The sequence below is a fragment of the Streptomyces sp. NPDC059828 genome, assembly GCF_042731955.1.
Lineage (GTDB): Bacteria > Actinomycetota > Actinomycetes > Streptomycetales > Streptomycetaceae > Streptomyces.
In genome coordinates, this window is the sequence record NZ_JBHWIW010000015.1 from 1 (window position 1) to 22511 (window position 22511).

At 71.4% G+C, this 22511-nt stretch carries 24 protein-coding genes; 13 read left to right on the plus strand and 11 right to left on the minus strand.

What is annotated here, in order from left to right; all coding sequences use genetic code 11:
* The first annotated feature begins 294 nt into the window (after positions 1-294).
* Both ACFV6V_RS11795 and ACFV6V_RS11800 read left to right on the plus strand, forming a co-directional pair.
* Positions 295-1149 carry a PP2C family protein-serine/threonine phosphatase gene (locus ACFV6V_RS11795; protein WP_385562662.1) on the plus strand — a complete coding sequence of 285 codons (855 nt, stop codon included), beginning with the start codon at positions 295-297 and terminating at the stop codon, positions 1147-1149.
* Between the two features lie 99 nt (positions 1150-1248).
* The gene (locus tag ACFV6V_RS11800; RefSeq protein ID WP_385562665.1) at positions 1249-2238 is read left to right on the plus strand and encodes an MASE1 domain-containing protein; all 990 of its coding nucleotides are present in this window, start codon (positions 1249-1251) and stop codon (positions 2236-2238) included.
* A gap of 15 nt (positions 2239-2253) precedes the next feature.
* Here ACFV6V_RS11800 and ACFV6V_RS11805 read toward each other — a convergent pair whose 3' ends face one another.
* On the minus strand, positions 2254-2616 hold the full coding sequence (locus ACFV6V_RS11805; protein ID WP_385562668.1) for a DUF952 domain-containing protein: 363 nt from the start codon (positions 2614-2616) through the stop codon (positions 2254-2256).
* A gap of 98 nt (positions 2617-2714) precedes the next feature.
* A complete protein-coding gene (locus ACFV6V_RS11810; protein ID WP_385562671.1) occupies positions 2715-3494 on the minus strand; it encodes a DeoR/GlpR family DNA-binding transcription regulator in 780 nt (259 codons plus the stop codon).
* 160 nt (positions 3495-3654) lie between these two features.
* Here ACFV6V_RS11810 and ACFV6V_RS11815 point away from each other — a divergent pair, with 160 nt between their 5' ends.
* From ACFV6V_RS11815 to ACFV6V_RS11855, 9 genes are all read left to right on the plus strand, one after another.
* Positions 3655-4542 carry an SIS domain-containing protein gene (locus tag ACFV6V_RS11815; RefSeq protein ID WP_385562674.1) on the plus strand — a complete coding sequence of 296 codons (888 nt, stop codon included), beginning with the start codon at positions 3655-3657 and terminating at the stop codon, positions 4540-4542.
* Positions 4543-4544: 2 nt separating this feature from the next.
* Entirely contained in the window at positions 4545-5417 is an 873-nt protein-coding gene (locus ACFV6V_RS11820) for a ketose-bisphosphate aldolase (RefSeq protein WP_385562676.1), read from the plus strand.
* Positions 5418-5622: 205 nt separating this feature from the next.
* Positions 5623-6942, plus strand: coding sequence for an ATP-binding protein (locus ACFV6V_RS11825; RefSeq protein ID WP_385562678.1), 1320 nt, complete (start codon positions 5623-5625; stop codon positions 6940-6942).
* Complete coding sequence (locus ACFV6V_RS11830; protein WP_385562680.1) at positions 6939-7394, plus strand: roadblock/LC7 domain-containing protein; 456 nt, start codon at positions 6939-6941, stop codon at positions 7392-7394. The genes ACFV6V_RS11825 and ACFV6V_RS11830 overlap by 4 nt, the downstream gene beginning before the upstream one ends.
* Positions 7391-7750, plus strand: coding sequence for a DUF742 domain-containing protein (locus ACFV6V_RS11835; protein WP_385562682.1), 360 nt, complete (start codon positions 7391-7393; stop codon positions 7748-7750). Before ACFV6V_RS11830 ends, ACFV6V_RS11835 begins: the two co-directional genes overlap by 4 nt.
* A 178-nt stretch (positions 7751-7928) precedes the next feature.
* Positions 7929-8471 carry an ATP/GTP-binding protein gene (locus ACFV6V_RS11840; protein WP_385562685.1) on the plus strand — a complete coding sequence of 181 codons (543 nt, stop codon included), beginning with the start codon at positions 7929-7931 and terminating at the stop codon, positions 8469-8471.
* Positions 8468-9751: a cytochrome P450 gene (locus tag ACFV6V_RS11845; protein ID WP_385562688.1), complete on the plus strand. Its 1284-nt coding sequence runs from the start codon at positions 8468-8470 to the stop codon at positions 9749-9751. Before ACFV6V_RS11840 ends, ACFV6V_RS11845 begins: the two co-directional genes overlap by 4 nt.
* A gap of 26 nt (positions 9752-9777) precedes the next feature.
* Entirely contained in the window at positions 9778-10983 is a 1206-nt protein-coding gene (locus tag ACFV6V_RS11850) for a cytochrome P450 (RefSeq protein WP_385562928.1), read from the plus strand.
* Between the two features lie 130 nt (positions 10984-11113).
* Complete coding sequence (locus ACFV6V_RS11855) at positions 11114-11560, plus strand: SRPBCC family protein (protein ID WP_385562690.1); 447 nt, start codon at positions 11114-11116, stop codon at positions 11558-11560.
* 33 nt (positions 11561-11593) lie between these two features.
* On the opposite strand, the gene ACFV6V_RS11860 is transcribed toward ACFV6V_RS11855, so the two are convergent.
* From ACFV6V_RS11860 to ACFV6V_RS11885, 6 genes are all read right to left on the minus strand, one after another.
* Positions 11594-11824 carry a hypothetical protein gene (locus ACFV6V_RS11860; protein WP_385562693.1) on the minus strand — a complete coding sequence of 77 codons (231 nt, stop codon included), beginning with the start codon at positions 11822-11824 and terminating at the stop codon, positions 11594-11596.
* A 252-nt stretch (positions 11825-12076) separates the two neighbouring features.
* Entirely contained in the window at positions 12077-12454 is a 378-nt protein-coding gene (locus tag ACFV6V_RS11865; RefSeq protein ID WP_385562696.1) for a hypothetical protein, read from the minus strand.
* Between the two features lie 111 nt (positions 12455-12565).
* The gene (locus ACFV6V_RS11870; RefSeq protein ID WP_385562698.1) at positions 12566-13606 is read right to left on the minus strand and encodes a PHP domain-containing protein; all 1041 of its coding nucleotides are present in this window, start codon (positions 13604-13606) and stop codon (positions 12566-12568) included.
* Between the two features lie 10 nt (positions 13607-13616).
* Positions 13617-13988, minus strand: a complete 372-nt coding sequence (locus tag ACFV6V_RS11875; RefSeq protein ID WP_385562700.1) for a VOC family protein — start codon at positions 13986-13988, stop codon at positions 13617-13619.
* 50 nt (positions 13989-14038) lie between these two features.
* The gene (locus tag ACFV6V_RS11880; RefSeq protein WP_385562930.1) at positions 14039-14797 is read right to left on the minus strand and encodes a glycoside hydrolase family 75 protein; all 759 of its coding nucleotides are present in this window, start codon (positions 14795-14797) and stop codon (positions 14039-14041) included.
* A 22-nt stretch (positions 14798-14819) separates the two neighbouring features.
* Positions 14820-15317, minus strand: a complete 498-nt coding sequence (locus ACFV6V_RS11885; protein WP_385562703.1) for an NUDIX domain-containing protein — start codon at positions 15315-15317, stop codon at positions 14820-14822.
* Between the two features lie 240 nt (positions 15318-15557).
* Between ACFV6V_RS11885 and ACFV6V_RS11890 the strand changes: the two genes are divergently transcribed.
* Together ACFV6V_RS11890 and ACFV6V_RS11895 are read left to right on the plus strand one after the other, a co-directional pair.
* Positions 15558-16958, plus strand: a complete 1401-nt coding sequence (locus ACFV6V_RS11890; protein WP_385562706.1) for an NADP-dependent succinic semialdehyde dehydrogenase — start codon at positions 15558-15560, stop codon at positions 16956-16958.
* 83 nt (positions 16959-17041) lie between these two features.
* Positions 17042-17935 (plus strand): ABC transporter substrate-binding protein, encoded by an 894-nt coding sequence (locus ACFV6V_RS11895; RefSeq protein ID WP_385562709.1) that lies wholly within the window; start codon positions 17042-17044, stop codon positions 17933-17935.
* A gap of 67 nt (positions 17936-18002) precedes the next feature.
* Here ACFV6V_RS11895 and ACFV6V_RS11900 read toward each other — a convergent pair whose 3' ends face one another.
* The 3 genes from ACFV6V_RS11900 to ACFV6V_RS11910 all read right to left on the minus strand — a co-directional run bounded on the left by ACFV6V_RS11900 (position 18003) and on the right by ACFV6V_RS11910 (position 22303).
* Complete coding sequence (locus ACFV6V_RS11900; RefSeq protein WP_385562932.1) at positions 18003-19388, minus strand: NAD(P)/FAD-dependent oxidoreductase; 1386 nt, start codon at positions 19386-19388, stop codon at positions 18003-18005.
* A 182-nt stretch (positions 19389-19570) separates the two neighbouring features.
* Positions 19571-20119: a PadR family transcriptional regulator gene (locus tag ACFV6V_RS11905; RefSeq protein ID WP_385562712.1), complete on the minus strand. Its 549-nt coding sequence runs from the start codon at positions 20117-20119 to the stop codon at positions 19571-19573.
* 168 nt (positions 20120-20287) lie between these two features.
* Positions 20288-22303 carry an FAD-dependent oxidoreductase gene (locus tag ACFV6V_RS11910; RefSeq protein ID WP_385562715.1) on the minus strand — a complete coding sequence of 672 codons (2016 nt, stop codon included), beginning with the start codon at positions 22301-22303 and terminating at the stop codon, positions 20288-20290.
* Positions 22304-22511 lie beyond the last annotated feature (208 nt).

Consider the following 22511-nt stretch of genomic DNA (forward strand, 5'->3'; position numbering starts at 1 on the left):
CCGCACGCCCACAGGGCGCCGGGGGGGCCCCCCAGCCCTCGGCCCCATGGGGCCGGGGGGGTCCCCAGCCCTCGGCCTCAAGGGGCCGGGGGGGTCCCCAGCCCTCGGCCTCAAGGGGCCGGGGGGGGTCCCCAGCCCTCGGCCTCAAGGGGCCGGGGGGTCCCCAGGCACCAGGCCCCGCTCACCGATCCTGACCTGATCCAAACGAAAGGCCCTGGGCGAAGCCGCGTACATCGCTTCGCAGGCGGCTCTCAAGGCTCGAAAGTATGATGATCGTGTGCACTGGAGCGGGCCATGACGCGGCGTCGTCCCCCGCCATCGGCGAGCGCCGACGACCTCCTCGCCACACTCAGACGGCTCACCGCGCAGGCGAGGCAGGGCGTCGAACTCCAGCGGGCCCGAGTCGACCTGGCCGAGGCCCTGCAACGGGACATGCTCCCTTCCGGGCTCCCCGCACGGCCTGGTCTGAGGACCGCGGCACGCTACGCCCCCGCCCGCGACGGCCTGGACATCGGCGGTGACTGGTTCGACGGCTTCGTCATGCACGACGGCTCCCTCGGGTTCTCCATCGGGGACGTCCAGGGCCACGACGTCGAGGCGGCTGCCTTCATGGGGCAGATCCGGTTCGGACTGCGTGCGGTCGCCATCGCGTCCACCGACCCGGGAGTGGTGCTGAGCAGGGCCAATGACCTGCTGGTGTCGGTGGCTCGTGACCTCTTCGCCACCTGCACCTTCGTCCGGTTCGACGTGGTGGACTGGATGATCGAGAGCGCCCGGGCCGGGCATGTCCCCGCCGTCTGGGCCACGGACGACGGTCGCAGCGGCGCCGCCCAGGACGAGGGAGGACTGCCGCTCGGGGTGCAGCCGGGCGAGGAGTATCCGGTGACCAGGCGCAGGCTGACTCGGGCGGGCGCGTTCGTGCTGCTCACCGACGGGGTGATCGAAGGGCCGACCGTGCCGCTCGACGCGGGGCTCGACAGGGTGATCCGGCTGGTGGGGCAGGGGGCGGCCGCCGGGGCCGATGCCGATGAGCTCGCCGCGGACGTGATGACGACGGCCGAGTTCACCGCTCACAAGGACGACGCGGCCGTACTCGTGCTGCGCCATGACGCCGCCGCGCCGCGTACGGCGGACGGGCGGGTGGGCTGACGCGCTGCCGACGGCCCGACCGCACGGCTGCGCGGCGGCACTCCGCGGGCGGCCCGGCTCAGGACGTGCGCCCGGCCGGGGGACGTTGTGTGATGAGGTGTGGTCCGCACCAGGATTCTCCGGCATTACGGCGCGGTGGTGCTGCTGATGATCGCCGTCGCCCTGGCCTACTACGCGGCGGCGCGGCTCGGGCTGACGCTCCGGGTGAGCGTCGAAGGCGCGATCGTCACCCCGCTGTGGCCACCCACCGGAATCGCACTGGCCGCACTGCTCTGGTTCGGGCTGCGGGTCTGGCCGGGGATCGCCCTCGGCACCCTCTTCGTCATCCTGGCCATCACCCCGTTCCGCCCCCATGTGCTCGGCATCCTCGCCGGGAACACCCTGGCGCCGGTGGTCGCCTATCTGATGCTGCGGCGGGTCGGCTTCCGTCCCCAGCTCGACCGGCTGAGGGACGGCCTCGCTCTCGTGTTCCTGGGCGCCCTGGCGGGGATGCTGATCAGCGCGACCGCGGCGTCCCTCGTGCTGACGGCGTCCGGCCAGATCACGCCCGACGACTTCTGGCCGGTCTGGTCGGCGTGGTGGACGGGCGACGCCATGGGTGTGCTGGTGATCACGCCCCTGCTGCTGGTGGCCCGGAGGATCCGCTGGCCCGTCGGCGTACCCCTCGCACGCTGGGCCGAGGCCGCGGCGCTCCTGCTCAGCACCGCGGCTGTGGCGCGCGTCAGCACCACGAGCGCCGCGTCGCTGCTGTTCCTGGTGTTCCCCCTGCTGGTCTGGGCGGCGCTGCGCTTCGAGCTGCGGGGCACCGCCCCCTGCGTGCTGGTCGTGTCCGTGCTGGCCATCTCGGCCGCGACCGACCACGCGGGGCCGTTCGCCGGGCACAGTCTCCTCGCGGTCATGGGCACCTTGCAGGCGCTGAACGGCTCCGTGGCGCTGACCGGGCTGCTGCTGTCGGCGATCGTGACGGAGCAGCGGAGCATCCGCCGGAGGATCGAACAGGCGTGTGCCGAGCTGGAGGATGTCGTGGACCGGCTCATCCCGGAAGGTGCGGCCGGTCGATGGCGGCCGCCCGAGGACCTCGGGGGCTGACCCGGGGAGCCGTGTTCAGGCCCAGGGCGTGAACTCGACCGCCCGCCCCTGTGCGTCGCGCCGGATCTCCAGCAGCCCCTGGACCGCCTCGCGGTCGATCGGCCCGTACACATGCGGGAACAGTGTGTCCGGAGAGACGCCCGGTGGCGGTGAGGAACCTGCCGGCTCACGCCGCACGGGTGAGCGCAGTCGGTGCTCGTCGATCAGCAGCGCCATCAGGGGCCCGGGCGCGTCGCGGTAGTACGCGTCGGCGATGGCCAGGGTCGTCGCCTCGTCGGGGGAGCAGTGGATGAAGCCCTCGGCGGCGAAGGACGGCGGGGCGTAGGGGCGTTCGGGAATGGCGAGCCAGTCGTCGAGCGGGACCACGTGGATGATCATCGTTCAGTTATAGCCAAGCCGGCCGGCGTGTCGCCTGCCGGACGGTGTCAGAACGGTGGGCCGGTCAGGACCGCCGGCCGGCCGCTGACCGGTGTGGGTCAGGCCCGGATGACCGTCACTCCGGCGTCCTCGAACGCGGCGGCGGTCTCGTCGGGGACGGCTGTGTCGGTCACCAGCGTGTCCACCTGGCCGGTGCCGCAGATACGGGCGAAGGCGCGGGCCGCGAGTTTGGTCGAGTCCGCGGCCACCACCACCCGCCCGGCCCGCTCGCACAGCAGCCGGTTGATCGCGGCCTCGGCCTCGTCGTGAGCGGCCGCGCCGTGCTCCGCGTCGAAGGCGTCGACCCCGAGCACGGCGATGTCCAGGGTGATCTGGCTGAGCACACCGTCGGCGAGCGGGCCGACGAGCTCGTAGGACTGCGGGCGGGCCACCCCGCCGGTGACGACGATCTTGAACTGGGGTCTGATGGCCAGTTCGTTGGCGATGTTGAGCGCGTTGGTCACGATGGTCAGCGCGGGTGAACCCGAGGCGAGATCGGTCCGGGCCGCCAGTGCCCGGGCCACCTCGGTGGTCGTGGTGCCCCCCGTGAAGCCCACGGTGGTGCCCGGTGCGATCAGGGCGGCCACCGCCGCGCTGATGCGCTGCTTCTCCGCCGCGCGCCGGGAGGTCTTGTAGCGCAGGGGCAGTTCGTACGACACGCCGTGCACGACGGCGCCGCCGCGGGTGCGGACGAGCATCTGCTGTTCGGCGAGCTGGTCGAAGTCGCGGCGGATGGTGGCGGCCGACACGTCCAGCGCCGCCGCGGTCTCGTCGACGTCCAGCCGGCCCCGCTCGACCAGCAGTTCCAGCAGTTCCTTCCAGCGGGCGTCGCGCGACACCGTGGCTCCTTTCCCCGGACTTGCTCCACGTCCTTGATCGCTGGCTGTGACCCTAACGCACACGACCTTCTGTCGCATGCTTGAAGTTGTTTGAAAGTGAGCAGTATTTTGCAGAAAAGAGCATGACTGGGCGTGGAGTGAACCCGAAGGGTGGAGCACGGTGACGGGTCATATCGCGAACGAACTGGCCAGCCAGCCGGAATGCTGGGAGCGCGCGGCGGAGCTGGCCGCCGGCAGGGCGGGGCTGCTCCCCGCTCGGGGCGAGCGTGCGGCGTTCACCGGCTGCGGGACCTCGCTGTTCATGAGCCAGGCTGCCGCCGCGCTGCGCGAAGCGGCCGGGCAGGGCGAGTCGGACGCGTACCCGCCCTCCGAATTCCCCGTGCACCGGCACTACGACCGCGTCGTCGCGCTCACCCGGTCCGGCACCACCACCGAGGTGCTGCACCTACTCGGGGGTCTCCGTGGGAGGACCCGCACCACCGTGCTCACCGCTGACCCCGCCTCCCCGGTGACGGCGCTCGCCGACGATGTCATCGTCCTCGACTTCGCCGACGAGAGGTCCGTGGTCCAGACCCGCTTCGCGACCTCGGCGCTCACCCTCCTGCGGGCCCACACCGGACGGCACACGGGCACCGTCGTGGACGACGCCCGGGCGGCGCTCGCCCTGCCGCTGCCCCCGGGTCTCGCCGAGTGCACGCAGTTCACCTTCCTGGGCAGGGGCTGGGCCGCGGGGCTGGCGAGCGAGGCGGCGCTCAAGGTGCGGGAGGCCTCGGCCTCGTGGGCGGAGGCCTACCCGGCGATGGAGTACCGCCACGGCCCGATCAGCGTCACCACGCGCGGCACCGCCACCTGGATGATCGGTGCGCCGCCGCCCGGACTGGCAGACGAGGTGCGGGCCACTGGCGCCATGTGGGTGGCCGGTCACCTCGACCCGCTGGCCGAGCTGGTGCGGGTCCAGCGCCTGGCCGTCGCCGTGGCCGATGCGCGGGGCCTGGACCCGGACCACCCGCGCCACCTCAGCCGCTCCGTCGTACTCCCCGGAGGCTGACCGTGCCCGTCGCCGACACCGGAGCGCTGGTCGCGGAGGCGGCCCAGGGCCGCCGCGCCGTGGCCGCGTTCAGCATCATCACGCTCGAACACGCCGAAGCCGTCGTCGCCGGGGCGGAGTCGGCAGGCTCCCCGGTCATCCTCCAGATCAGCGAGAACGCCGTGAGATACCGCCTCGGCCGGGTGCGCCCACTCGCGCGCGCCGCACTCGAGGCGGCCCGGGACGCCACCGTGCCGGTCGCGCTCCATCTGGACCATGTCACCAGCGGAGAGCTGCTCCGCCAGGCGGCCGAGGCCGGTTTCAGCTCACTGATGTACGACGCGTCGCGGCTGCCGTACGAGGCGAATCTCGCCGCGACCCGCGCCGCCGCCGACTGGGCGCACGCCCATGGCCTCTGGATCGAGGCCGAGTTGGGCGAGGTCGGCGGCAAGAACGGCGCCGCGCCCCGGGACGCCCACGCACCCGGTGCGCGTACCGACCCGGACGAGGCCCGTGGCTTCGTCCACGTGGCGGGAGTGGACGCCCTCGCCGTGGCCATCGGCAGCTCCCACGCGATGACGACACGCACGGCAGCACTCGACCACCGACTGCTCGCCAGGCTGAGCGCGGCGGTGGATGTGCCGCTGGTGCTGCATGGATCGTCGGGGGTCCCGGACGGTGAGTTGTCGGCGGCGGTCCGGGGTGGCATGGCGAAGATCAACATCGGTACGGCGCTGAACCTCGCCATGACCAGGGCCATCCGCGCCCAGCTGGCGGCCGACGCCGACGCGGTCGACTCCCGTGCCTATCTGTCGGCCGGCAGGGCGGCGATGACCGCGACGGTCACCCGGCTGATCGGCGTGCTGAGCGAGGCGGGCGGGGCTGCCATCGGCTGACCTCGGCCGGGGACGGCAGCAGGAATGGACGGCCGGGGAGCGCGGAATCGGGGACGAAGACAGAAAGGACTTGCCCAACTGGCGTTCGGACGCGCCCGGTTGATCGTAAGATTTGACTGCTCCCGATCGCCGAGGGGCTGTTTCATCCGACCTGGTTGGGAAGGGGCTCGTACTCCGTGGTCGCGGTCCACCGAGTCGTCACATCATGGTTACCCTGCTGAGCATCGCGGGCGGCTGTGCCGTGGCCGCTTCCGCACTCCTCTTCTGGGCGCTGACGCTGCGCCGCTCACTGGGGCGCTCCCGCCGACTGGCGGCCGCCCGGGCCGCCGAGGTTCAGCATCTGGCCGCCGTACGCGCCCCGGCCGTCACCGAGCGGCTCCGCCGGGGGCAGCGGCCCGAAGGCGTACCCGGCCCGCTCGGCCCGGATTCCGGCACCGGCGAGGACTTCGCCCGTGCCCTTGAATCCGTTGTCGAAGCACTCGGCTCCGACGAGGCCGTACGCAGGGAGCGCACCCTGCGGGACTCCGTGCAGACGGCCTTCGAGTCCGTCGCCCGCTCCGTCCACGCCATGGCCACGGTCCAGCAGCAGGTGCTCGACCGCGTCGAACGCTCCATCGACGACCCCGTGTTGATGGCCGAGGTCATGAAGGCCGACCACGCCGCCGCGCAGATGACCCGCAAGGCCCAGACCCTGCTGGTGATGTGCGGTGTCTGGCCCGCCCGCCGGGAGACCCGCCCGGTGTCCCTCTACGACTGTGTACGGGGTGCCCAGTCGCGCATCGTGGAGTTCGGCCGCGTCGAGATCCACGGCGGACAGATGCTCCACGTGGTGCCGCCCGCCGTCGAGGGCCTGATGCACGCGATCGCCGAACTCCTCGAGAACGCGACGGTGTTCTCGCCCTCCAGCAGCCAGGTCGTCGTCACCATCAGCGAGGTCGGCGCCGGCGCCGTCGTCGGGATCGACGACGCGGGTCTCGGCATGCCGCCCGACGTGCTGCAACAGGCGGCCGCACGGCTGCGTGACGACCTGGACCTGACACAGCTCGGAGCCGTGCCCCGGCTCGGGCTCGCCTGCGTCGGCCGCTGGACCCGCGAGCTCGGTTTCCAGGTGGAGCTCACCGGGGCGTCCGCCTACGGAGGCACCCGCGCCGTCGCCTTCGTACCGCACCGGCTGCTCACCGAACCGCCGCCGTTCCGGCCCTCGTCCGCGCGCACCGCCACGGCAGCGGGGTACGCGCCCGCAGACGCGGGGACCGCACCCGGGACGGCGCACGAGCCGGCGGGGAGCGGTCTGCCGAGACGGCGCAGCCGCCGCGGCGCCCGGGAGGCAGCCGCGCACCAGACCACGTGGACACCACCGGCCGTCGCGGCCACAGCGCCCACGACGTCCGACGACCGCCCGTGGACCCCGGAGGATGCCCGCGCCTCGATCGCCGATGTGCTCTCCGGGACACGGCGCGGCCGAGCCGAGGCGGAGAACAGCAGGACGCCCGAAGGACCCGACCACGAGGGAGGCCGGCTGTGACCGGAACCATCACCAAGCTGCCCGACCTGGGCTGGATGCTGCGACCGCTGACGGAGATCCCGGGCGTCAGGCATGCCGTCGTGGTCTCGGAGGACGGGCTGCGGCTCGGCCACGCGTCCGCCCCCAACCTGTCGGGACCCGTGGCCGAACTGAGCGTCGCCGAGGCCGAATCGCTCTCCGCCGCCTGTGCCGCCATGACCATGACCGGACGGTCCACCGCGGGGCTCCTGTTCGGCAGCACGGCCGGGGTGCGCCAGCTCATGCTGGAGTCCGACCACGGATTCGTGCTGTTCACCCAGGCCGGATTCGGCGCGCACCTCGGTGTCGCCACCGACACGGGCGCCGACATCGGTCTGGTCGCCCAGCAGATGCAGTTGCTCGTGGCGCAGATCGGGGCGCACCTGAGCACCCAGCCGAGGGACCCGGTGGCTCCGCTGAACCCCTCGTCATGACCGAACACCCGGAGAGAAGGACCACCTCGGCGGTACGTCCGTACGTGATCACCGGCGGCCGGGCGGGCACGGGCGGGGAGCCGCTCGCCTGGGAAACCCTGGTGATGGCCACGGACGCGGCCTATCCGCCGTCCCTCCAACCGGAGCACGTGAGCATCCTGGGGCACTGCCAGGGTCTGCTGTCGGTCGCCGAGGTGGCCGCGCATCTCGGCCAGCCGTCGTCGGTGGTCCAGGTGCTGCTCACCGATCTCCTCACGTGGGGTCTGATCGTGATCCGCCCGCCGATCCCCACCGCAGAACGAGCCGATGTCACCATGCTGAGAAAGGTCCTACATGGCCTCGAAAGCCGCCTTTGAGGCAACGGACAGGACACCGCGACCTCCAAGGACACCAGCGGGGACCCCGCTCGGGCCCCAGGCGGCGTCACCGGGGACCCCGGCACAGGCAGCGCCGGCGGCCCCGGTGCCCGGGGTCCAGCCACCAGCGGCGCCGGGAACGCCCCCGTCACCGGGCAAGTACCTCACCTCCGGGGTCATGGGCGCGGCCAAGATCCTCGTCGTCGGCCCGCTCGGTGTCGGCAAGACGACCCTGATCGGGACCGTCTCGGAGATCGAACCGCTCTCCACCGAGGCGGTGATGACCCGCGCCGGGGCCCGTGTCGACACCACGCCGGACCAGTCCAAGACGACCACCACCGTCGCCCTGGACTTCGGCCGGATCACCATCGACGGGGAACTCGTGCTCTACCTCTTCGGCACCCCCGGCCAGCCCCGTTTCCTGCCCGCGTGGCGCGATCTGGCCAAGGGGTCGCTCGGCGCGCTCGCGCTGATCGACACCCGCGACCTGGAGTCGTCCTTCGACGCGCTGGGTAATCTGGAGGACCTGGGGCTGCCGTTCGCCGTCGCGGTCAACGTGTTCCCCGGCAGTCCCACGTTCACCGACGACGAGCTGCGCACCGCACTCGACCTGCTCCCCGACACCCCGCTGGTGTTCTGTGACGCCCGTGAAGCCACCTCGTCCGTACGCGCGCTGATCGCGCTTCTGCGGCATCTCATCGACGTGACGGAGTCCGCATGACCCCACGGCACGGACGCTGCCCCGCCACGGCGCTGTACGGGCACCTCCACGGTGACGCCATGCCCGCCCTCTACGAGGAGCTCCGGGAGCAGCACGGACCGGTCGCTCCCGTCACCGTCGCACCCGGAATCCGGGCATGGCTGGTGCTCGGACACCGCGAGCTGCTCCAACTCACGCGTCAGGAGCAGGACTTCTCGCACGACCCGCGCCACTGGACCCTGCTGCGCGAGGGCCGGGTGCCCCCCGACTCCCCGATCCTGCCGATGGTCGGCTGGCGTCCCGCACTGCTGTACGCGGACGGGCAGCAGCACCGCAGAATGCGCGCCGCGGTCTCCGACGCGCTCGCCGGGATCAACGGACACGAACTGCGCCGCAGCGTCCGGGCCACCGCGGAAGGGCTGATCGCCTCATTCGCCGGGCGCCGTGAGGCCGACCTCGTACCGCACTACGCACGCCGGCTGCCCATGCAGGCCATCACCGGTGTGCTCGGTCTGGACGAGCGCACCGGTCAGCGCTTCGTGCAGGCCATCGCGGGCATGGTCGTCGGCAACGCCGACTCGGCCAACGCCAACCGGCGCCTCGCCACCATCCTGCGAGCCGTCATCGAGAAGAAGCGGCGCAGCCCGGGACAGGACATCACCTCGGCACTGCTGCACCATCCCGCGGAGCTCACCGACGACGAAGTGCTGCACAACCTCGTGGTGATGTTCGTGGCGGGCAACCAGACCACCGTGAACTGGATCGCCACGACGCTGCGCATCCTGCTGTGCGACCCGGCCTTCCGCTCCTCGCTCTCGGGCGGTCACCTCAGCGTGGACGACGCACTCGACCTGGTGCTGTGGCGCTTCCCGCCGACGCAGAACTTCCCTGCGCGCTACGCCATCAGGGACGTGGAGTTCGGCGGGCAGTACATCAGAGCCGGCGACATGCTCGTCCTCGGACTCGCCGCAGCCAACGCCGACCCGGCCGTCCTTCCGGCGAACGGCGGCCCGATAGCCGGAAACCGCTCCCATCTGGCCTTCGGCGCGGGTCCGCACACCTGCCCGGCCCAGGACCCCGCCCGGCTGATCACCCGGACCGCGGTGGACACCATCCGGCACCGTCTGCCCGACCTGGAACTGGCCGTGCCGGAAACCGAGCTGTCCTGGATCTCCTCGCCCTGGACGAAGGGCCTCGCCGCGCTCCCGGTCCGGTTCACCGACCCTCAGCTGCCCCTCGCACCTGTGGCGGCGCACGCCGCGCCACAGCCGACGGCACCACAGACAGGAGACCTCCGTTGAACACCTCACCCATGTCCCCGCACCGGATGGACCCGGCCGGTGGCTGCCCGCACGCGGACAACGCGAGGCTGCTGGCCCAGGGTGCCGTGACACCGGTCGTCCTGCCCGGGGACATCGCGGGCATGGCGGTACTCGGACATGACGCGCTGAAGGAGTTCCTGGCCCACCCCGACGTCGCCAAGGGCGCCGAGCACTTCACCGAACTGCGCGAGGGCCGGATCGCCGACGGCTGGCCGCTGAAGACCTTCGCGACCGTCCAGGGCATGACCACCGCCGACGGAGCCACCCACCGGCGGCTGCGGGCGCTGGTGAGCAAGGCGTTCACCGCCCGCCGGGTGGAGGAGCTGAGGCCGCGCATCGAGACCGTCACCGCATCGCTGCTGGACGGCCTCGAAGCCGCCGCGGCCGACGGGAACGGTGTGACCGACCTGCGGCGGCACTTCGCCATGCCGCTGCCCATGGGAGTCATCTGCGAACTGCTGGGCGTGGACCCGGAGCACCACGAGCGGCTGCACCACCTCTCGAACCAGGTCGTCGCCACGGACATCGGCCCCGAGGAAGCCATGGCCGCCAACCGCGAACTGGTCGCCGTGCTCGCCGCCGTCGCCACCGCCCGGATGGCCGACCCTGGCGACGACCTCACCAGCGCGCTGATCGCGGCCCGCGAGGAGGACGGAGACCGCCTCAGCGAGCACGAACTGATCGGCACCCTGCTCCTGATGATCATCGCCGGGCACGAGACGACGCTGAACCTGATCACCAACGCGGTCCGGGCGCTGTGCGCGCACCGCGATCAGCTGGCCCTCGTACAGGACGGCAAGGCGAGCTGGGCCGACGTCGTGGAGGAGACCCTGCGCTGGGACAGCCCGGTCAGCTACTTCCCGTTCCGCTACCCGACGAAGGACCTCACCGTCGGCGGCACCGTCATCCCCAAGGGCACCCCGGTCCTGGCCGGCTACTCCGCCGCCGGCCGTGACAAGGCGGCCCACGGCGAGGAAGCCGATCGCTTCGACGTCAGCCGCGCCTCGGAGGCCCGCCACCTCTCACTCGGCCACGGACCGCACTACTGCCTCGGCGCCCCACTGGCCCGCATGGAGGCGACTATCGCCCTGGAGCGGCTGTTCGCCAGGTTCCCCGGCCTCGACCTCGCTCTGCCGGAGCCGGAACTCACACGACACGCCAGCTTCGTCGGCAACAGCGTGCAGGAGCTGCCCGTACGACTGGGGGCCTGAAGCCACGCCTGGAGCGGCGGCCCGTCACCCGAATGGACCGGCACCCGCGCACCGCGCGGGTGCCTCCGCCCGGGGTCTGCGAGGCTGGGTAACGCCGGGGGCCTTGGGCAACAGCGAGCAGGGAGAGACCATGGCCGGACAGTTCCAGGCGACCGTCGTGATCGACCGGCCCGTCGACGAGGTCTTCGCCTTCCTCGCCGACGGTGAGAACGATCCGAAGTTCAGCCCCCGGGTGCTGGAGATCGCGAAGACCACGGACGGCCCCACGGCCGTGGGGACCGTCTATCGCAGCCGGGTCAAGGACGCCGGGATGACCACCAGCAGAGAGTTCCGGATCAGCGAGTTCGAGCCGCCGCGCAGGATCCGCTGGACCGAGACCTCCAAGAACACCATCACCGCCACCGAGGGCGGCTACGACCTCGAGGCCGTCGACACCGGAAGGACCAGCCTCCGGGTGTTCAACACCCTGGAGGGCCACGGCCTGGGCAAGCTGCTCGAACGCTTCGCCCTCAGCGCCGCACGCAAGGACGCCGATGCCTTCGCCCGGCGCATCAAGGCGGCCGTCGAGGCGTCCTGAGGCAGGCTGCCCATGCCTTCGGCCTGGCGCCGGCTATGCGAGCCAGAGCGAGTTGCGTCGGTGCCGCGCCGGAGGGATGTCCACGATCTCCGCGGCATCCGGTGTGAGTTCGTCCGCGGTGGAGTTCACCAGCTTCAGGACGGTCTCCACCTGGGTGCGCAGCCGCTGTCGCGACCGGCGTTCCTCCGCTGCGGACCACTCGGCGACGGAGCGGTCCCGCCGGAAACGAGGCCACGAGTGGACGTTCACCCTGCGGCGGATCACATGGGGTCGAGGTCTCCTGGACTCTCGTATCGCGTCGGCGAAATCGCGGGCGCTGTATCTGAGATCGTGGAGGACTCCGGAATGCCAGGCACTGCCTGAGGAACGGCCGTTTCCACGGTGGCGGTAGGGAGGTCGAAGGTGGTGGGCGGTGCGTGACACCGGACTCCGTTCGCAGCGACCGCCAGGTATCTCCTGGCGGGCTACCTGAAGGCCGTTGGCCCCGTCGAACGTGTGTCTTCCATGCGTGTCACCCTATCCCCGTTCCGTGGACCGCAGCAGCAGCCGCAGCTGCTTCTCCCCGTCGCCCGACACCGCGTGTTCCACCTCGACCGCGAAACCGGAAGTGAGCGCCTTGGCGAGGCGGTCCACCGCCGGATACGAGCCGGAGAGCTCGGCGGCCACGGGTGCCCCGAGCGGGGTGGCCGCCACCGGACCGGCGACGTCGGCGGGGGCCACGTCATAGGTTGCGGACCATACGGTGGGGTGGCCGTGGCCGGCCTCGTGGACGTGCTCCTCGGCGTCACGGTCGCAGGGGTACGCGGCGAGCAGTGCGCCGAAGACGGCGTCCGCGTCCTGGGGCGAACCGGTGAGCTGAACCGACACTTCCTCGTGCCTGTCGGCGACCTTCACGGTGATCACCGTCCTCTCTCGCGCTGGCAGGGGCTGGCATGGGCGGGTGTGGTCGGAGGTGCTCTCCTTCCAAGGTCGCACTTCGGCGACCGAATGGCACGGGCCGGCCGCTCAGGCCCCCGGAATCTCCCGGGTCCTCGTCCAGTGGAGCAGCTCGTCGGCCGACCAGGTGGTGATGACCCGGTCCTCGGGCACCCCGCACTCCTCGGCCCTGGCGCACCCGGCCGACTGCCAGTCGAGCTGGCCCGGCGCGTGCGCGTCCGAGTCGATCGCGAACAGCGTCCCCGCCGCCACGGCCTGGCGCAGCAGACGCCGTGGCGGGTCCAGCCGGTCGGGACGGCTGTTGATCTCCACCGCCGTCCCCGACTCCGCACATGCCGCGAACACCGCCTCGGCGTCGAACTCCGACTCCGGCCTGCCGGAGACCCCGTGCCGTTCCTTCAGCAGGCGCCCCGTGCAGTGACCCAGCACATCCACGAGCGGGCTGTGGACCGCCGCGAGTATCCGGCGGGTCATCGGTCGTGCCGCCATGCGCAGCTGGGAGTGCACCGACGCAACCACCACGTCGAGCCGGGCCAGCAGCTCGGAGTCCTGGTCCAGCCTGCCGTCCGGCAGGATGTCGCACTCGATCCCGGTCAGCAGCCGGAACGGCGCCCAGGTCCGGTTGAGTTCCGTCACCACGTCGAGCTGTTCCCGCAGCCGTTCCGCGGACAGTCCGCGTGCCACGGTGAGCCTGGGGGAGTGGTCGGTGAGCACCGCCCATTCGTGCCCGATGGCCGCCGCGGTCCGCCCCATCAGCTCGATCGGGCTACCGCCGTCCGACCAGTCCGAATGCAGATGGCAGTCGCCGCGCAGCGCCGCCCGCATCCGTTGCCCGGCAGCCCCGTCGGGCCGGCCGGTCGCGTCCTCCTCCAGCCGCCGCAGATACGCGGGAAGCTCGCCGGCCAGTGCCTCCCGCACCACCTGCGCGGTCTTGGGGCCGATCCCCCGCACCGACTCCAGCGCACCGGTCCCGGCACGTGCCCGCACCTCGTCCTCGCCGAGCGCCGCGACCGCGGCCGACGCCGTGCGGAAGGCTCGTACCCGGTAGGTCGGAGCCCCCGACCGCTCCAGCAGGAACGCGATCCGGTCCAGTGCGTGCACGGGGTCCATGGCGGGGGAGCTACTCCTGGAGCACGGACAGGACGTTGCCCGCGGGATCCTTGAACCAGGCGATGGCGGGACCCTCCTGGCGGGCGATTCCGCGGTCGTCCTGTCCGAAGCCCTCGTAGCGTTCGAAGACCACCCCGAGCCCCACGAGCGCGTCGACGGTCCGCTCGATGTCGTCCACCGGGAAGTTCAGCACCGTGAAGGTCGCCGGTGTGTGGCCGTCCCCCTTGGGATAGACCAGCACGGTGGTCTCCCCGGCGAGATGCAGTGCGAGCAGCCCGTGTTCCTCGGACACCCGCAGGCCGAGCGTCTCGCCATAGAACTCCTTCGCCCTCCCGATGTCGTCGGTCGAGAAGCCGCTGAACGCTCTGCTGTCACCGAGCATGGCCCTGTCCCTTCATCGATCCGCAAGTCCCCGGTCTCCGGTTTCGCCCTTCAGTCTTCATCCTCGCCCCCGTCCCCGCTCCGTACCTGGCGACCGACGAACTCCCTGGCCAGCTCGTCACCCAACGTGACCGCGTCCTGATGGGACTCGATCGGAGAGACCTGCGAGCCGCGGAACACGATGTACGTGACGCCGGAATCGGCGCCCCCGCCCTCCGGGCCCGGCTCGATGCCGAGGCGCTCCGCCGTCGCGTAAGAGGCCTCGCCGATGATGTCGTGCGGTCCGGTGTCCCCGACGACCGCGTACAGCACCCTGTCGCCGTAGATCACCGCCACGACGCTGCCTCCGCGGATCCCGGACGAGAACGGCTCCCACAGATCGCTTCCCATCGGCACCACCACGAACGGCAGCCCCTCGGAGCTGAGGTAGTTCCCGTCCGACTGCGCGAAAGCGGTCTGGGGCTGGAAACTCGGGTCCATGTCGTCGTTGCAGCGCGCGGAGTACTGCCCGTCGCAGTCGATGTCCATGTCCGCCTTCCAGAACACCACGTCCGGCGTACCGCACACCGGTATGTCCGCCGGTTCCGTCGCATCGCTGCGGTACAGGCCGTCGGATATTCGGGTGCAGTTGCGCACTTTGGCCAGCAGTTCGTTCGCGGTCACCGAACCCTCGGAGAAGCCACGGGCGGTGGCGGTGCCCGGGAGCGTGGCGAGCAGGGTTGCCGCTCCGGTCACGGCGAAGGTCCTGGCGAACGTCCTGGGGAAGGGGCACTCAAGGAGACGGGAGAGGCGAGGCAAGGAGAGGGACAGGGACACGGGGGTACTCCTCGGATCAATCAGAGGCGGAGGGCCGCTGCCGGCGGCCCTCCTGGCGTATGTGGTGGGCAAGGCGGTCGAGGAAGATCCGCTGGCCGGGAACGAGCAGCTCGGCGGCCCGTTCCAGCGAGAACCAGCCGACCCGGTCGATCTCGGGGAACTCGCGCAGGACTCCGGACCGGGGCGGCCACTCCATGCTGAACATGCCGGGCTCCAGCCCCTCCGGGTCGAGATCGCCCTCGACGGCCCAGACGGTGACGAGCTTGCCGCCCGGCTGGCGGCTCTCACCGAGCGGCAGGCGCTCCCCGGCCGGTGCGGGCAGACCGAGCTCTTCCTCGAACTCGCGGCGTGCGGCGGCCTCGGGCTCTTCCTCGGGGCCGTACTCCCCCTTGGGGATCGACCAGGCGCCGGCATCACGGGACGCCCAGAAGGGTCCGCCCATGTGCGCGATCAGCACCTCCACCTCCGGGCCCGCGGCACGGAAGATCAGCAAACCGGCACTGCGCTTGGCCATGGCGCCGAGTCTGGCGCCCGACCCAACCCTTCGCCATCGCTCCGGTACGCCGTGTCACTCCGGCGTGGTGCGCGGGACCCGATCAGCCAGCCACTCCGGCGGCGCGCGGATGGCCCGGAGAGTGATCCGCTGAAGGGGTGGCGGCCGCGCCTCGCTCGTCACGGGCACCACGCCCCCGCGTTGCGCCGTCCTTCCGTGCGCGGCAGGGTCGTAGGTGCGAGTCCAAGGAAGGACACAGCCATGCCCATCGCGTCGGTGAACCCCGCGACCGGTGAGACGCTCAAGACCTTCGAGGCGCTCGGGCCCGAGGGGATCGAGAAGCGCCTGGCCGCCGCCCATGAGGCCTTCCTCGAGTACCGCGTCACGGGCTTCGGAGAGCGTGCGCGACTGCTCAAACGAGCTGCGGGCCTCCTCGAGGAGGATCAGGACGACATCGCGCGCACCATGACCAGCGAGATGGGCAAACCCATCACGGCCGCCAGGGCGGAGGCGGCCAAGTGCGTGAAGGCGATGCGCTGGTACGCCGCGCACGCCGAGCGACTGCTCGCCGACGAAGCCGTGCCGGACGAGGAAGCCGCGGACTCGGGTGCGTCACGGGCCTTCGTTCGCTACCGCCCGCTGGGCGTCGTGCTGGCTGTGATGCCGTGGAACTTCCCGCTGTGGCAGGTCGTACGGTTCGCCGCGCCCGCGCTGATGGCGGGCAACACCGGGCTGCTGAAGCACGCGTCGAACGTGCCCCAGACCGCCCTGTACCTGGGGGACCTCTTCCACCGCGCCGGCTTCCCCGAGGGCTGCTTCCAGACCTTGCTGATCGGCTCCGCCGAGGTGGAGGGGGTGCTGCGGGACGTGAGGGTGGCCGCGGCGACCCTCACCGGCAGCGAACCCGCGGGCCGCTCCGTCGCCTCCATCGCCGGTGACGAGGTGAAGAAGACCGTGCTCGAACTCGGGGGCAGCGACCCCTATGTGGTCATGCCATCCGCCGACGTCGACAGGGCCGCCAGGGTGGCGGTGACCGCACGTGTCCAGAACAACGGCCAGTCCTGCATCGCCGCCAAGCGCTTCATCGTGCACGAGGACGTGTACGACACCTTCACCGAGCGCTTCACCGCCCGGATGGAGGGGCTGACCGTGGGGGACCCGCTGGAGGAGTCCACCGACATCGGCCCGCTGGCCAGCGAGCAGGGACGCGCCGATCTGGAGGCGCTGGTCGAGGACGCCCTGCGGCTCGGCGCCGGGGCGCTGTGCGGGGCGGGCAGGCCCGAGGCGTGTCCGCGAGGCTGGTATTACCTCCCCACCGTCCTCACCGGGATCACACCCCGGATGCGGATCCACCGCGAGGAGACCTTCGGACCGGTGGCCACCGTGTACCGGGTCGCCGACCTCGACGAAGCGGTACGGGCAGCCAACGACTCGCCCTTCGGGCTGAGTTCGAACGTGTGGACCCGCGACGAGGGTGAAGTGGCCCGATTCGTCAGGGACCTTGAGGCGGGCGGGGTGTTCGTGAACGGAATGACCGCCTCGCACCCTGCCATGCCCTTCGGTGGTGTCAAACGCTCCGGATACGGGCGGGAGTTGTCCGGGCACGGCATCAAGGAATTCTGCAACACCACCACCGTCTGGCGGGGCGGCGCCGAACGGTAGCCGAGCCGCTGTTCGAGCCTCCCGATCCGTGGGCAGGAGACCCTCGCACGCACCGGCAGGCGACGGGCAGGAGCGCACGGATCATGGAGCGGCAGGGGAGCTGGAGCTTTCTCGACGACCGTGGCCATCTGGCGACGGCGACACGGCGGCCACGCAAGGCCGTCACGTACATACAGGCCGGAGCGAGCCTCTGGGACCACGGCATACGGCCGGCAGGGCTGTTCGGGTCGAACCACGACGGTGACGGCCCCGACCCGGTGAAGGCCGCGGGGCTGCCTCTGGAGGGCATCGCCTACCTCGGGTCCGGGGCGGGGCTCGACTGCGGTGCACTGCTGCGCGGCGACCCCGACCTCGTCGTCGCCGTCACCTACGGCGGCGGACAGGTCTACGCCCTCGATCCCGACACGGCCAAACACATCGAGGAGCGCGTCCCGCTGGTCGTGCTCGATGTCGGCCAGGGCCGGTCACTCGCCGCGGTCCGCGCCCGTTTCGCCGAACTGGCCCGTGAGCTGGGGGCCGACGGAGAGACGGCCATGTCCGTGCCGCTGGCCCGCGCCGAGGCGCGCCTGCGTGACCAGGCGGCTCTGGGCGTGCCCGAGGCGCGTCCCGCTGTGCTCGCGCTGTCACCCGCCTCCGCGGACGGCGCCTATCTCGCGAAGCCGTACGCCTGGACCGACCTTCGTGAACTCGCCGGCCTCGGACTCGACATGCTGGACCCTCAGGGAGGATCCAGCACCAACTGGTCGGCGGTCGACTGGTCCGAAGTCCCCGCTCTGGCCGCGCGGATCCTGCTCGTCGACATGCGCGGCAACGCCCACCCGCTGGATGCCCTGTGGGCCAACCCCGCCTGGCAGGAGGCCGTTTCAGGGGCCCACCTCGTACCGTGGAACCCGGAGGGCCCGTGCAGCGCCCGGGCGCACACCCGGTTCTTCAACCAGGTCGCCGATGCGGTGGAGGCGGCGCGGAGCAGGTCGTAGCGACGCGCGGGCGGGATGTCCGGGTAGATCGTGACCCGTCGAACACACGGCACCGACGATCCGCCGTCTACCGCCCTTCTCGGTCCATCGGCGGCTCCTGCGGTGTCTCCGGGACCGCGCCGAACAGCACGGCCCTGGCGACCTCGGGTGCGAACAGCGCCGTCAGCGGCGAGCGCAGGGTCAGTACGGAGCGGAAGGCGCTGCCCACGACGGGGTCACCCGCGTAGCGTTCCTGGACCCGCTCGAGGTACCAGCCGACGGGCCGGTCCAGGGCACCGGCGGCCAACGCGTTCCCGGTCGCTCCCGGCATGTGCCGGTCGGCGCCCGCCGAGATGTCCCACGCCTGGCGCGAGGCCCGGCACACCGCTTGCTGGACCCGCAGTGTCGTGGGCGTGCGGCGAGGGTCGGCCAGCGCGTCGCGCAGAGCCACGGCACTCATCGCGGCGACGGACATGCCCTGACCGTAGACGGGGTTGAAGGTGCACAGCGCGTCGCCCGTCGCGAGGAAACCGGCCGGGCGGCGTCCCGGGCGGTCGTAGCGGCGGCGGAGATTGGCCGTCTTCCGGAAGCCCCACACGGGCGACAGCGGCTCGCTCTCCAGCAGCCACTGGTGCACGAACGGATGCGGCAGCCGCTTCGCGTAGGCCGTGAACCCCGCCTCGTCCGTCGGCGGTTCGTCCCCGCGCAGACCGGAGAAGGTGACCAGATAGGTCCCGTCCTCCAGGGGGATGACGCCGCCGCCATGGACCTGCCGCGGGTTGGGGATGACGTAGTAGGCGAGGGCGTCGGTGCCCAGGGACCCGCCATGGCCGCGATAGATGCGCGAGGCGTAGGCGAGTCCCGTGTCGATGGTCTCCTCCGCCGCGGGCTCGGCCCCGATCGCCGTGAGCCACTGCGCGACGCGTGAGCTGTGTCCGGAGGCGTCCACGACCACATCGGCCTCCAGGGGCCGTGGCTCGCCGCCGCTCCCGGAGCCGGCACCGTCATCCGCGCCGGAGTCGGAACCGGAGCCGCGCTCGCGCAGCAGCACCCCTCGTACCCGTGAGGAGTCCCCGAGGAGCCCGACGACTTCCGTGGACTCCACGACGGAGATCACCGGATTGGCCAGCACCCGCTCCCTGACCAGATGTTCGAGCTGTGCGCGCGAGCCGGTGTAGATGTGCGTGGTCGCGGGCGTACGACGGAACCACCGCCCGCTCTGCCACTGCACCATGTCCGACGGCAGCCCCACGCACGGAGCGCCCGAGGCTCTCAGCCCCGCCATGAAACCGGGGAGAAGAGCGTCGAGCGCGAGCTGTCCCCCTTCCAGCAGCACATGCGGGTGGCGGCTCTGCGGTACGCCCGCCCGCGCCTTGGGCCCCGAGAAGAGACGGTCGCGCTCGACCACCGTGACGGTGTCGGCATGCCCCGCGAGCACATGAGCGGCGAGCAGCCCCGCCAGGCTGCCGCCGATCACGACGGCATGGCGCCGGCGCCGGGTGTCACGGCTTCCGCCGATGCTCCAACTGGGCGTGTCGTGCGCGTGGTTCACCCGAGCCCCCGTGCCGTTGTCCATGGTCTGTCCCACGATGGCCAGTATCACCGTTCAGGGGCGGCACAGGGCGCGGCAAGCCGAAATCGACCGCCTTCGGGTGATCACCCACCCTCGCCGGATGGCCCTTCGAGCTCCTCCAGGGCATGCGTCAACCACTGGATCCAGAACCGCTCCAGATCGATGCCGCCCCGCAGCACCACGTGCCGGAGCCGGTCCTCGACGGAGTCGCGCTCCGGTGGGAAGTGCCGTTCCTCGATGTCCAGATACTCGGCCAACTGCCGCCTGTGCAGCTCCAGGTGGCGCCGCAGCTCCGCCTCGAGACCTCCCGTGCCCACCACCGCCGCGGCACGCATCCGCAGCAGCAGCGCGTCCCGGACCGGCTTGGGGTCCTCGGTCCTGCCCACCCACGCGGCCAACTCGGCTCGTCCGGCGGGCAGTACCTCGTACTCCTTCTTCTGGCCGCGCGACCGCTGGGCGGGTTGCAGGGCACGGATGTGTCCCGCCTCCTCCAGCTTTCCGAGCTCCCGGTAGATCTGCTGGTGCGTCGCCTGCCAGAAGTAGCCGATCGAGCGGTCGAAGCGCCGGGTCAGTTCCAGACCCGACGACGGCTTCTCGAGCAGGGCGGTGAGGATCGCGTGCGGCAGTGACATGATCCGCATCCTAGGCAGCCCCGGCAGACCTTCCGGCGACGGCCGGAGCCGGTGGCGTACGGCGCGGGTGACGGCCGGAACCGGCGAGGGCCCGGAACCGGTGAGAGCCGGAACCGGTGAGGGCCGGAACCGGACACCACCGGTTCCGGCCCTCACCGGACAACACACCTAGAGCGACGCGGCCAGGCGTGTTCCCTGGTCGATGGCGCGCTTGGCGTCGAGCTCGGCGGCCACATCCGCGCCACCGATGAGGTGGACCGTGTGGCCCGACGCGCTCAGCTCCTCGTACAGGTCGCGCTTCGGCTCCTGACCGGCGCAGAGCACCACGGTGTCCACGTCGAGAATGGCGGAGGTGCCGTCCACGGTGATGTGCAGCCCCTCGTCGTCGATGCGGTCGTACGTCGCCCCGGCGACCATGGTCACCCCGCGGTGCCTGAGCTCGGTGCGGTGGATCCAGCCCGTCGTCTTGCCGAGCCCGGCGCCGACCTTGGTGGTCTTGCGCTGCAAGAGGTGCACGGTACGCGGCGGCTTCGGCCGCTCGGGGGAGCGCAGTCCACCCGGAGTCTCGTAGGCCGTGTCCACGCCCCACTGCCGGAAGTACGTCTCCGGGTCAAGGCTCGCGCCCTCGCCGCCGTCCGTGAGGAACTCCGCCACATCGAAGCCGATGCCACCGGCGCCGACCACCGCCACGCGCTCACCGACTTCGGCCCCGTCGCGCAGCACATCGAGGTAGCTGACCACGCTCGGGTGGTCGATACCCTCGATCTCGGGGGTGCGGGGGGAGACCCCGGTCGCGATGACGATCTCGTCATAGCCCGCGAGAAGCTCCGGCGTGGCGAACGTGCCCAGCCGGACCTCCACACCGTGCAGTGCGAGCTGGGTGCGGAAGTAGCGCAGCGTCTCCTCGAACTCCTCCTTGCCGGGAATCCGCTTGGCGACGTTCAGCTGGCCGCCGATCTCGTCGGCGGCGTCGAACAGTGTCACCTCGTGCCCCCGCTCGGCGGCCGACACGGCGAAGGACAGTCCCGCGGGACCGGCGCCGACGACGGCAAGGCGCTTGCGCAGCCGGGTGGGGGAGAGCACCAGCTCGGTCTCGTGGCAGGCGCGCGGGTTGACCAGGCAGGAGGTGATCTTGCCACTGAAGGTGTGGTCCAGGCAGGCCTGGTTGCAGCCGATGCAGGTGTTGATCGTGTCGGCGCGGTCCTCCTGCGCCTTGGCGACGAAGTCGGGGTCGGCGAGGAACGGCCGGGCCATGGAGACCATGTCCGCACGCCCCTCGGCGAGCAGCCGCTCGGCGACCTCGGGGGTGTTGATCCGGTTGCTGGTGACCAGCGGCACCGAGACCGCGCCCATGAGCTTCTGCGTCACCCAGGTGTACGCGCCACGGGGTACGGAGGTCGCGATCGTCGGGATCCGGGCCTCGTGCCAGCCGATGCCCGTGTTGATGATCGAGGCACCCGCCGCCTCGATCTCCTTGGCGAGCGCCACCACCTCGTCGAGCGAGGAGCCGCCCGGCACCAGGTCGAGCATCGACAGCCGGTAGATGATGATGAAGTCCTCGCCGACCCGCTCACGGGTACGCCGGACTATCTCGCGCGGGAAGCGGGTCCGGTTGGCGTAGGTGCCGCCCCAGCGGTCGTCCCGCTTGTTGGTGGCGCTCGCGATGAACTCGTTGATCAGGTAGCCCTCGGAGCCCATGATCTCGACGCCGTCGTAACCGGCGGACTTCGCCAGCTCGGCGGCCCGTACGTAGTCGTCGACGGTCCGCTCGACGTCCGCGTCGCTGAGGGCGTTCGGCACGAACGGGCTGATCGGCGCCTGGAGCGCACTCGGCGCGACGAGCTGCGGGTGGTACGCGTACCGGCCGAAGTGCAGGATCTGCATCGCGATGCGCCCGCCCGCCGCGTGTACCGCGTCGGTGACCGTACGGTGCTGCTCGGCCTCCTCCTCGGTGGTGAGCTTGGCGCCGCCGTCGTAGGGGCGGCCCTCGTCGTTGGGCGAGATCCCGCCCGTGACGATCAGGCCCACGCCGCCTCGGGCGCGTGCGGCGTAGAAGGCCGCCATCCGCTCGAAGCCGTTCTCCGCCTCCTCCAGGCCGATGTGCATCGATCCCATCAGGACCCGGTTGGGCAGCGTGGTGAACCCCAGGTCCAGCGGGCTGAGCAGATGCGGGTACGGGGTCATCCGGCGCCTCCTCGCGCAATGTGGTCGTCACATTTGTAGACGGTCCGAGGAGGGTTGTGCAACTAGTTGCATAAGGCTCGGGGAGTGAGCTGCGCTACGTCGGCGAAGAGGTGACGGACGCGGACGGAGCGGTACGGGGCCTGGACGCGGATGCGTCCTGGCCCCGTACGGCTCGCATACAGCCCGCGCCGGCGGGCGCGCCGTCACA

What these genes read in the sequence shown, in the direction of transcription:
- ACFV6V_RS11805 (WP_385562668.1), bottom strand. Translation starts at nt 2,616, where the DNA reads ATGATCATCCACGTGGTCCCGCTCGACGACTGGCTCGCCATTCCCGAA.
- ACFV6V_RS11875 (WP_385562700.1), bottom strand. Translation starts at nt 13,988, where the DNA reads ATGCTCGGTGACAGCAGAGCGTTCAGCGGCTTCTCGACCGACGACATC.
- ACFV6V_RS11835 (WP_385562682.1), top strand. Translation starts at nt 7,391, where the DNA reads ATGACCGAACACCCGGAGAGAAGGACCACCTCGGCGGTACGTCCGTAC.
- ACFV6V_RS11895 (WP_385562709.1), top strand. Translation starts at nt 17,042, where the DNA reads ATGGAGCGGCAGGGGAGCTGGAGCTTTCTCGACGACCGTGGCCATCTG.
- ACFV6V_RS11910 (WP_385562715.1), bottom strand. Translation starts at nt 22,303, where the DNA reads ATGACCCCGTACCCGCATCTGCTCAGCCCGCTGGACCTGGGGTTCACC.
- ACFV6V_RS11850 (WP_385562928.1), top strand. Translation starts at nt 9,778, where the DNA reads ATGGACCCGGCCGGTGGCTGCCCGCACGCGGACAACGCGAGGCTGCTG.
- ACFV6V_RS11855 (WP_385562690.1), top strand. Translation starts at nt 11,114, where the DNA reads ATGGCCGGACAGTTCCAGGCGACCGTCGTGATCGACCGGCCCGTCGAC.
- ACFV6V_RS11885 (WP_385562703.1), bottom strand. Translation starts at nt 15,317, where the DNA reads ATGGCCAAGCGCAGTGCCGGTTTGCTGATCTTCCGTGCCGCGGGCCCG.
- ACFV6V_RS11840 (WP_385562685.1), top strand. Translation starts at nt 7,929, where the DNA reads ATGGGCGCGGCCAAGATCCTCGTCGTCGGCCCGCTCGGTGTCGGCAAG.
- ACFV6V_RS11890 (WP_385562706.1), top strand. Translation starts at nt 15,558, where the DNA reads ATGCCCATCGCGTCGGTGAACCCCGCGACCGGTGAGACGCTCAAGACC.
- ACFV6V_RS11795 (WP_385562662.1), top strand. Translation starts at nt 295, where the DNA reads ATGACGCGGCGTCGTCCCCCGCCATCGGCGAGCGCCGACGACCTCCTC.
- ACFV6V_RS11845 (WP_385562688.1), top strand. Translation starts at nt 8,468, where the DNA reads ATGACCCCACGGCACGGACGCTGCCCCGCCACGGCGCTGTACGGGCAC.
- ACFV6V_RS11825 (WP_385562678.1), top strand. Translation starts at nt 5,623, where the DNA reads ATGGTTACCCTGCTGAGCATCGCGGGCGGCTGTGCCGTGGCCGCTTCC.
- ACFV6V_RS11870 (WP_385562698.1), bottom strand. Translation starts at nt 13,606, where the DNA reads ATGGACCCCGTGCACGCACTGGACCGGATCGCGTTCCTGCTGGAGCGG.
- ACFV6V_RS11905 (WP_385562712.1), bottom strand. Translation starts at nt 20,119, where the DNA reads ATGTCACTGCCGCACGCGATCCTCACCGCCCTGCTCGAGAAGCCGTCG.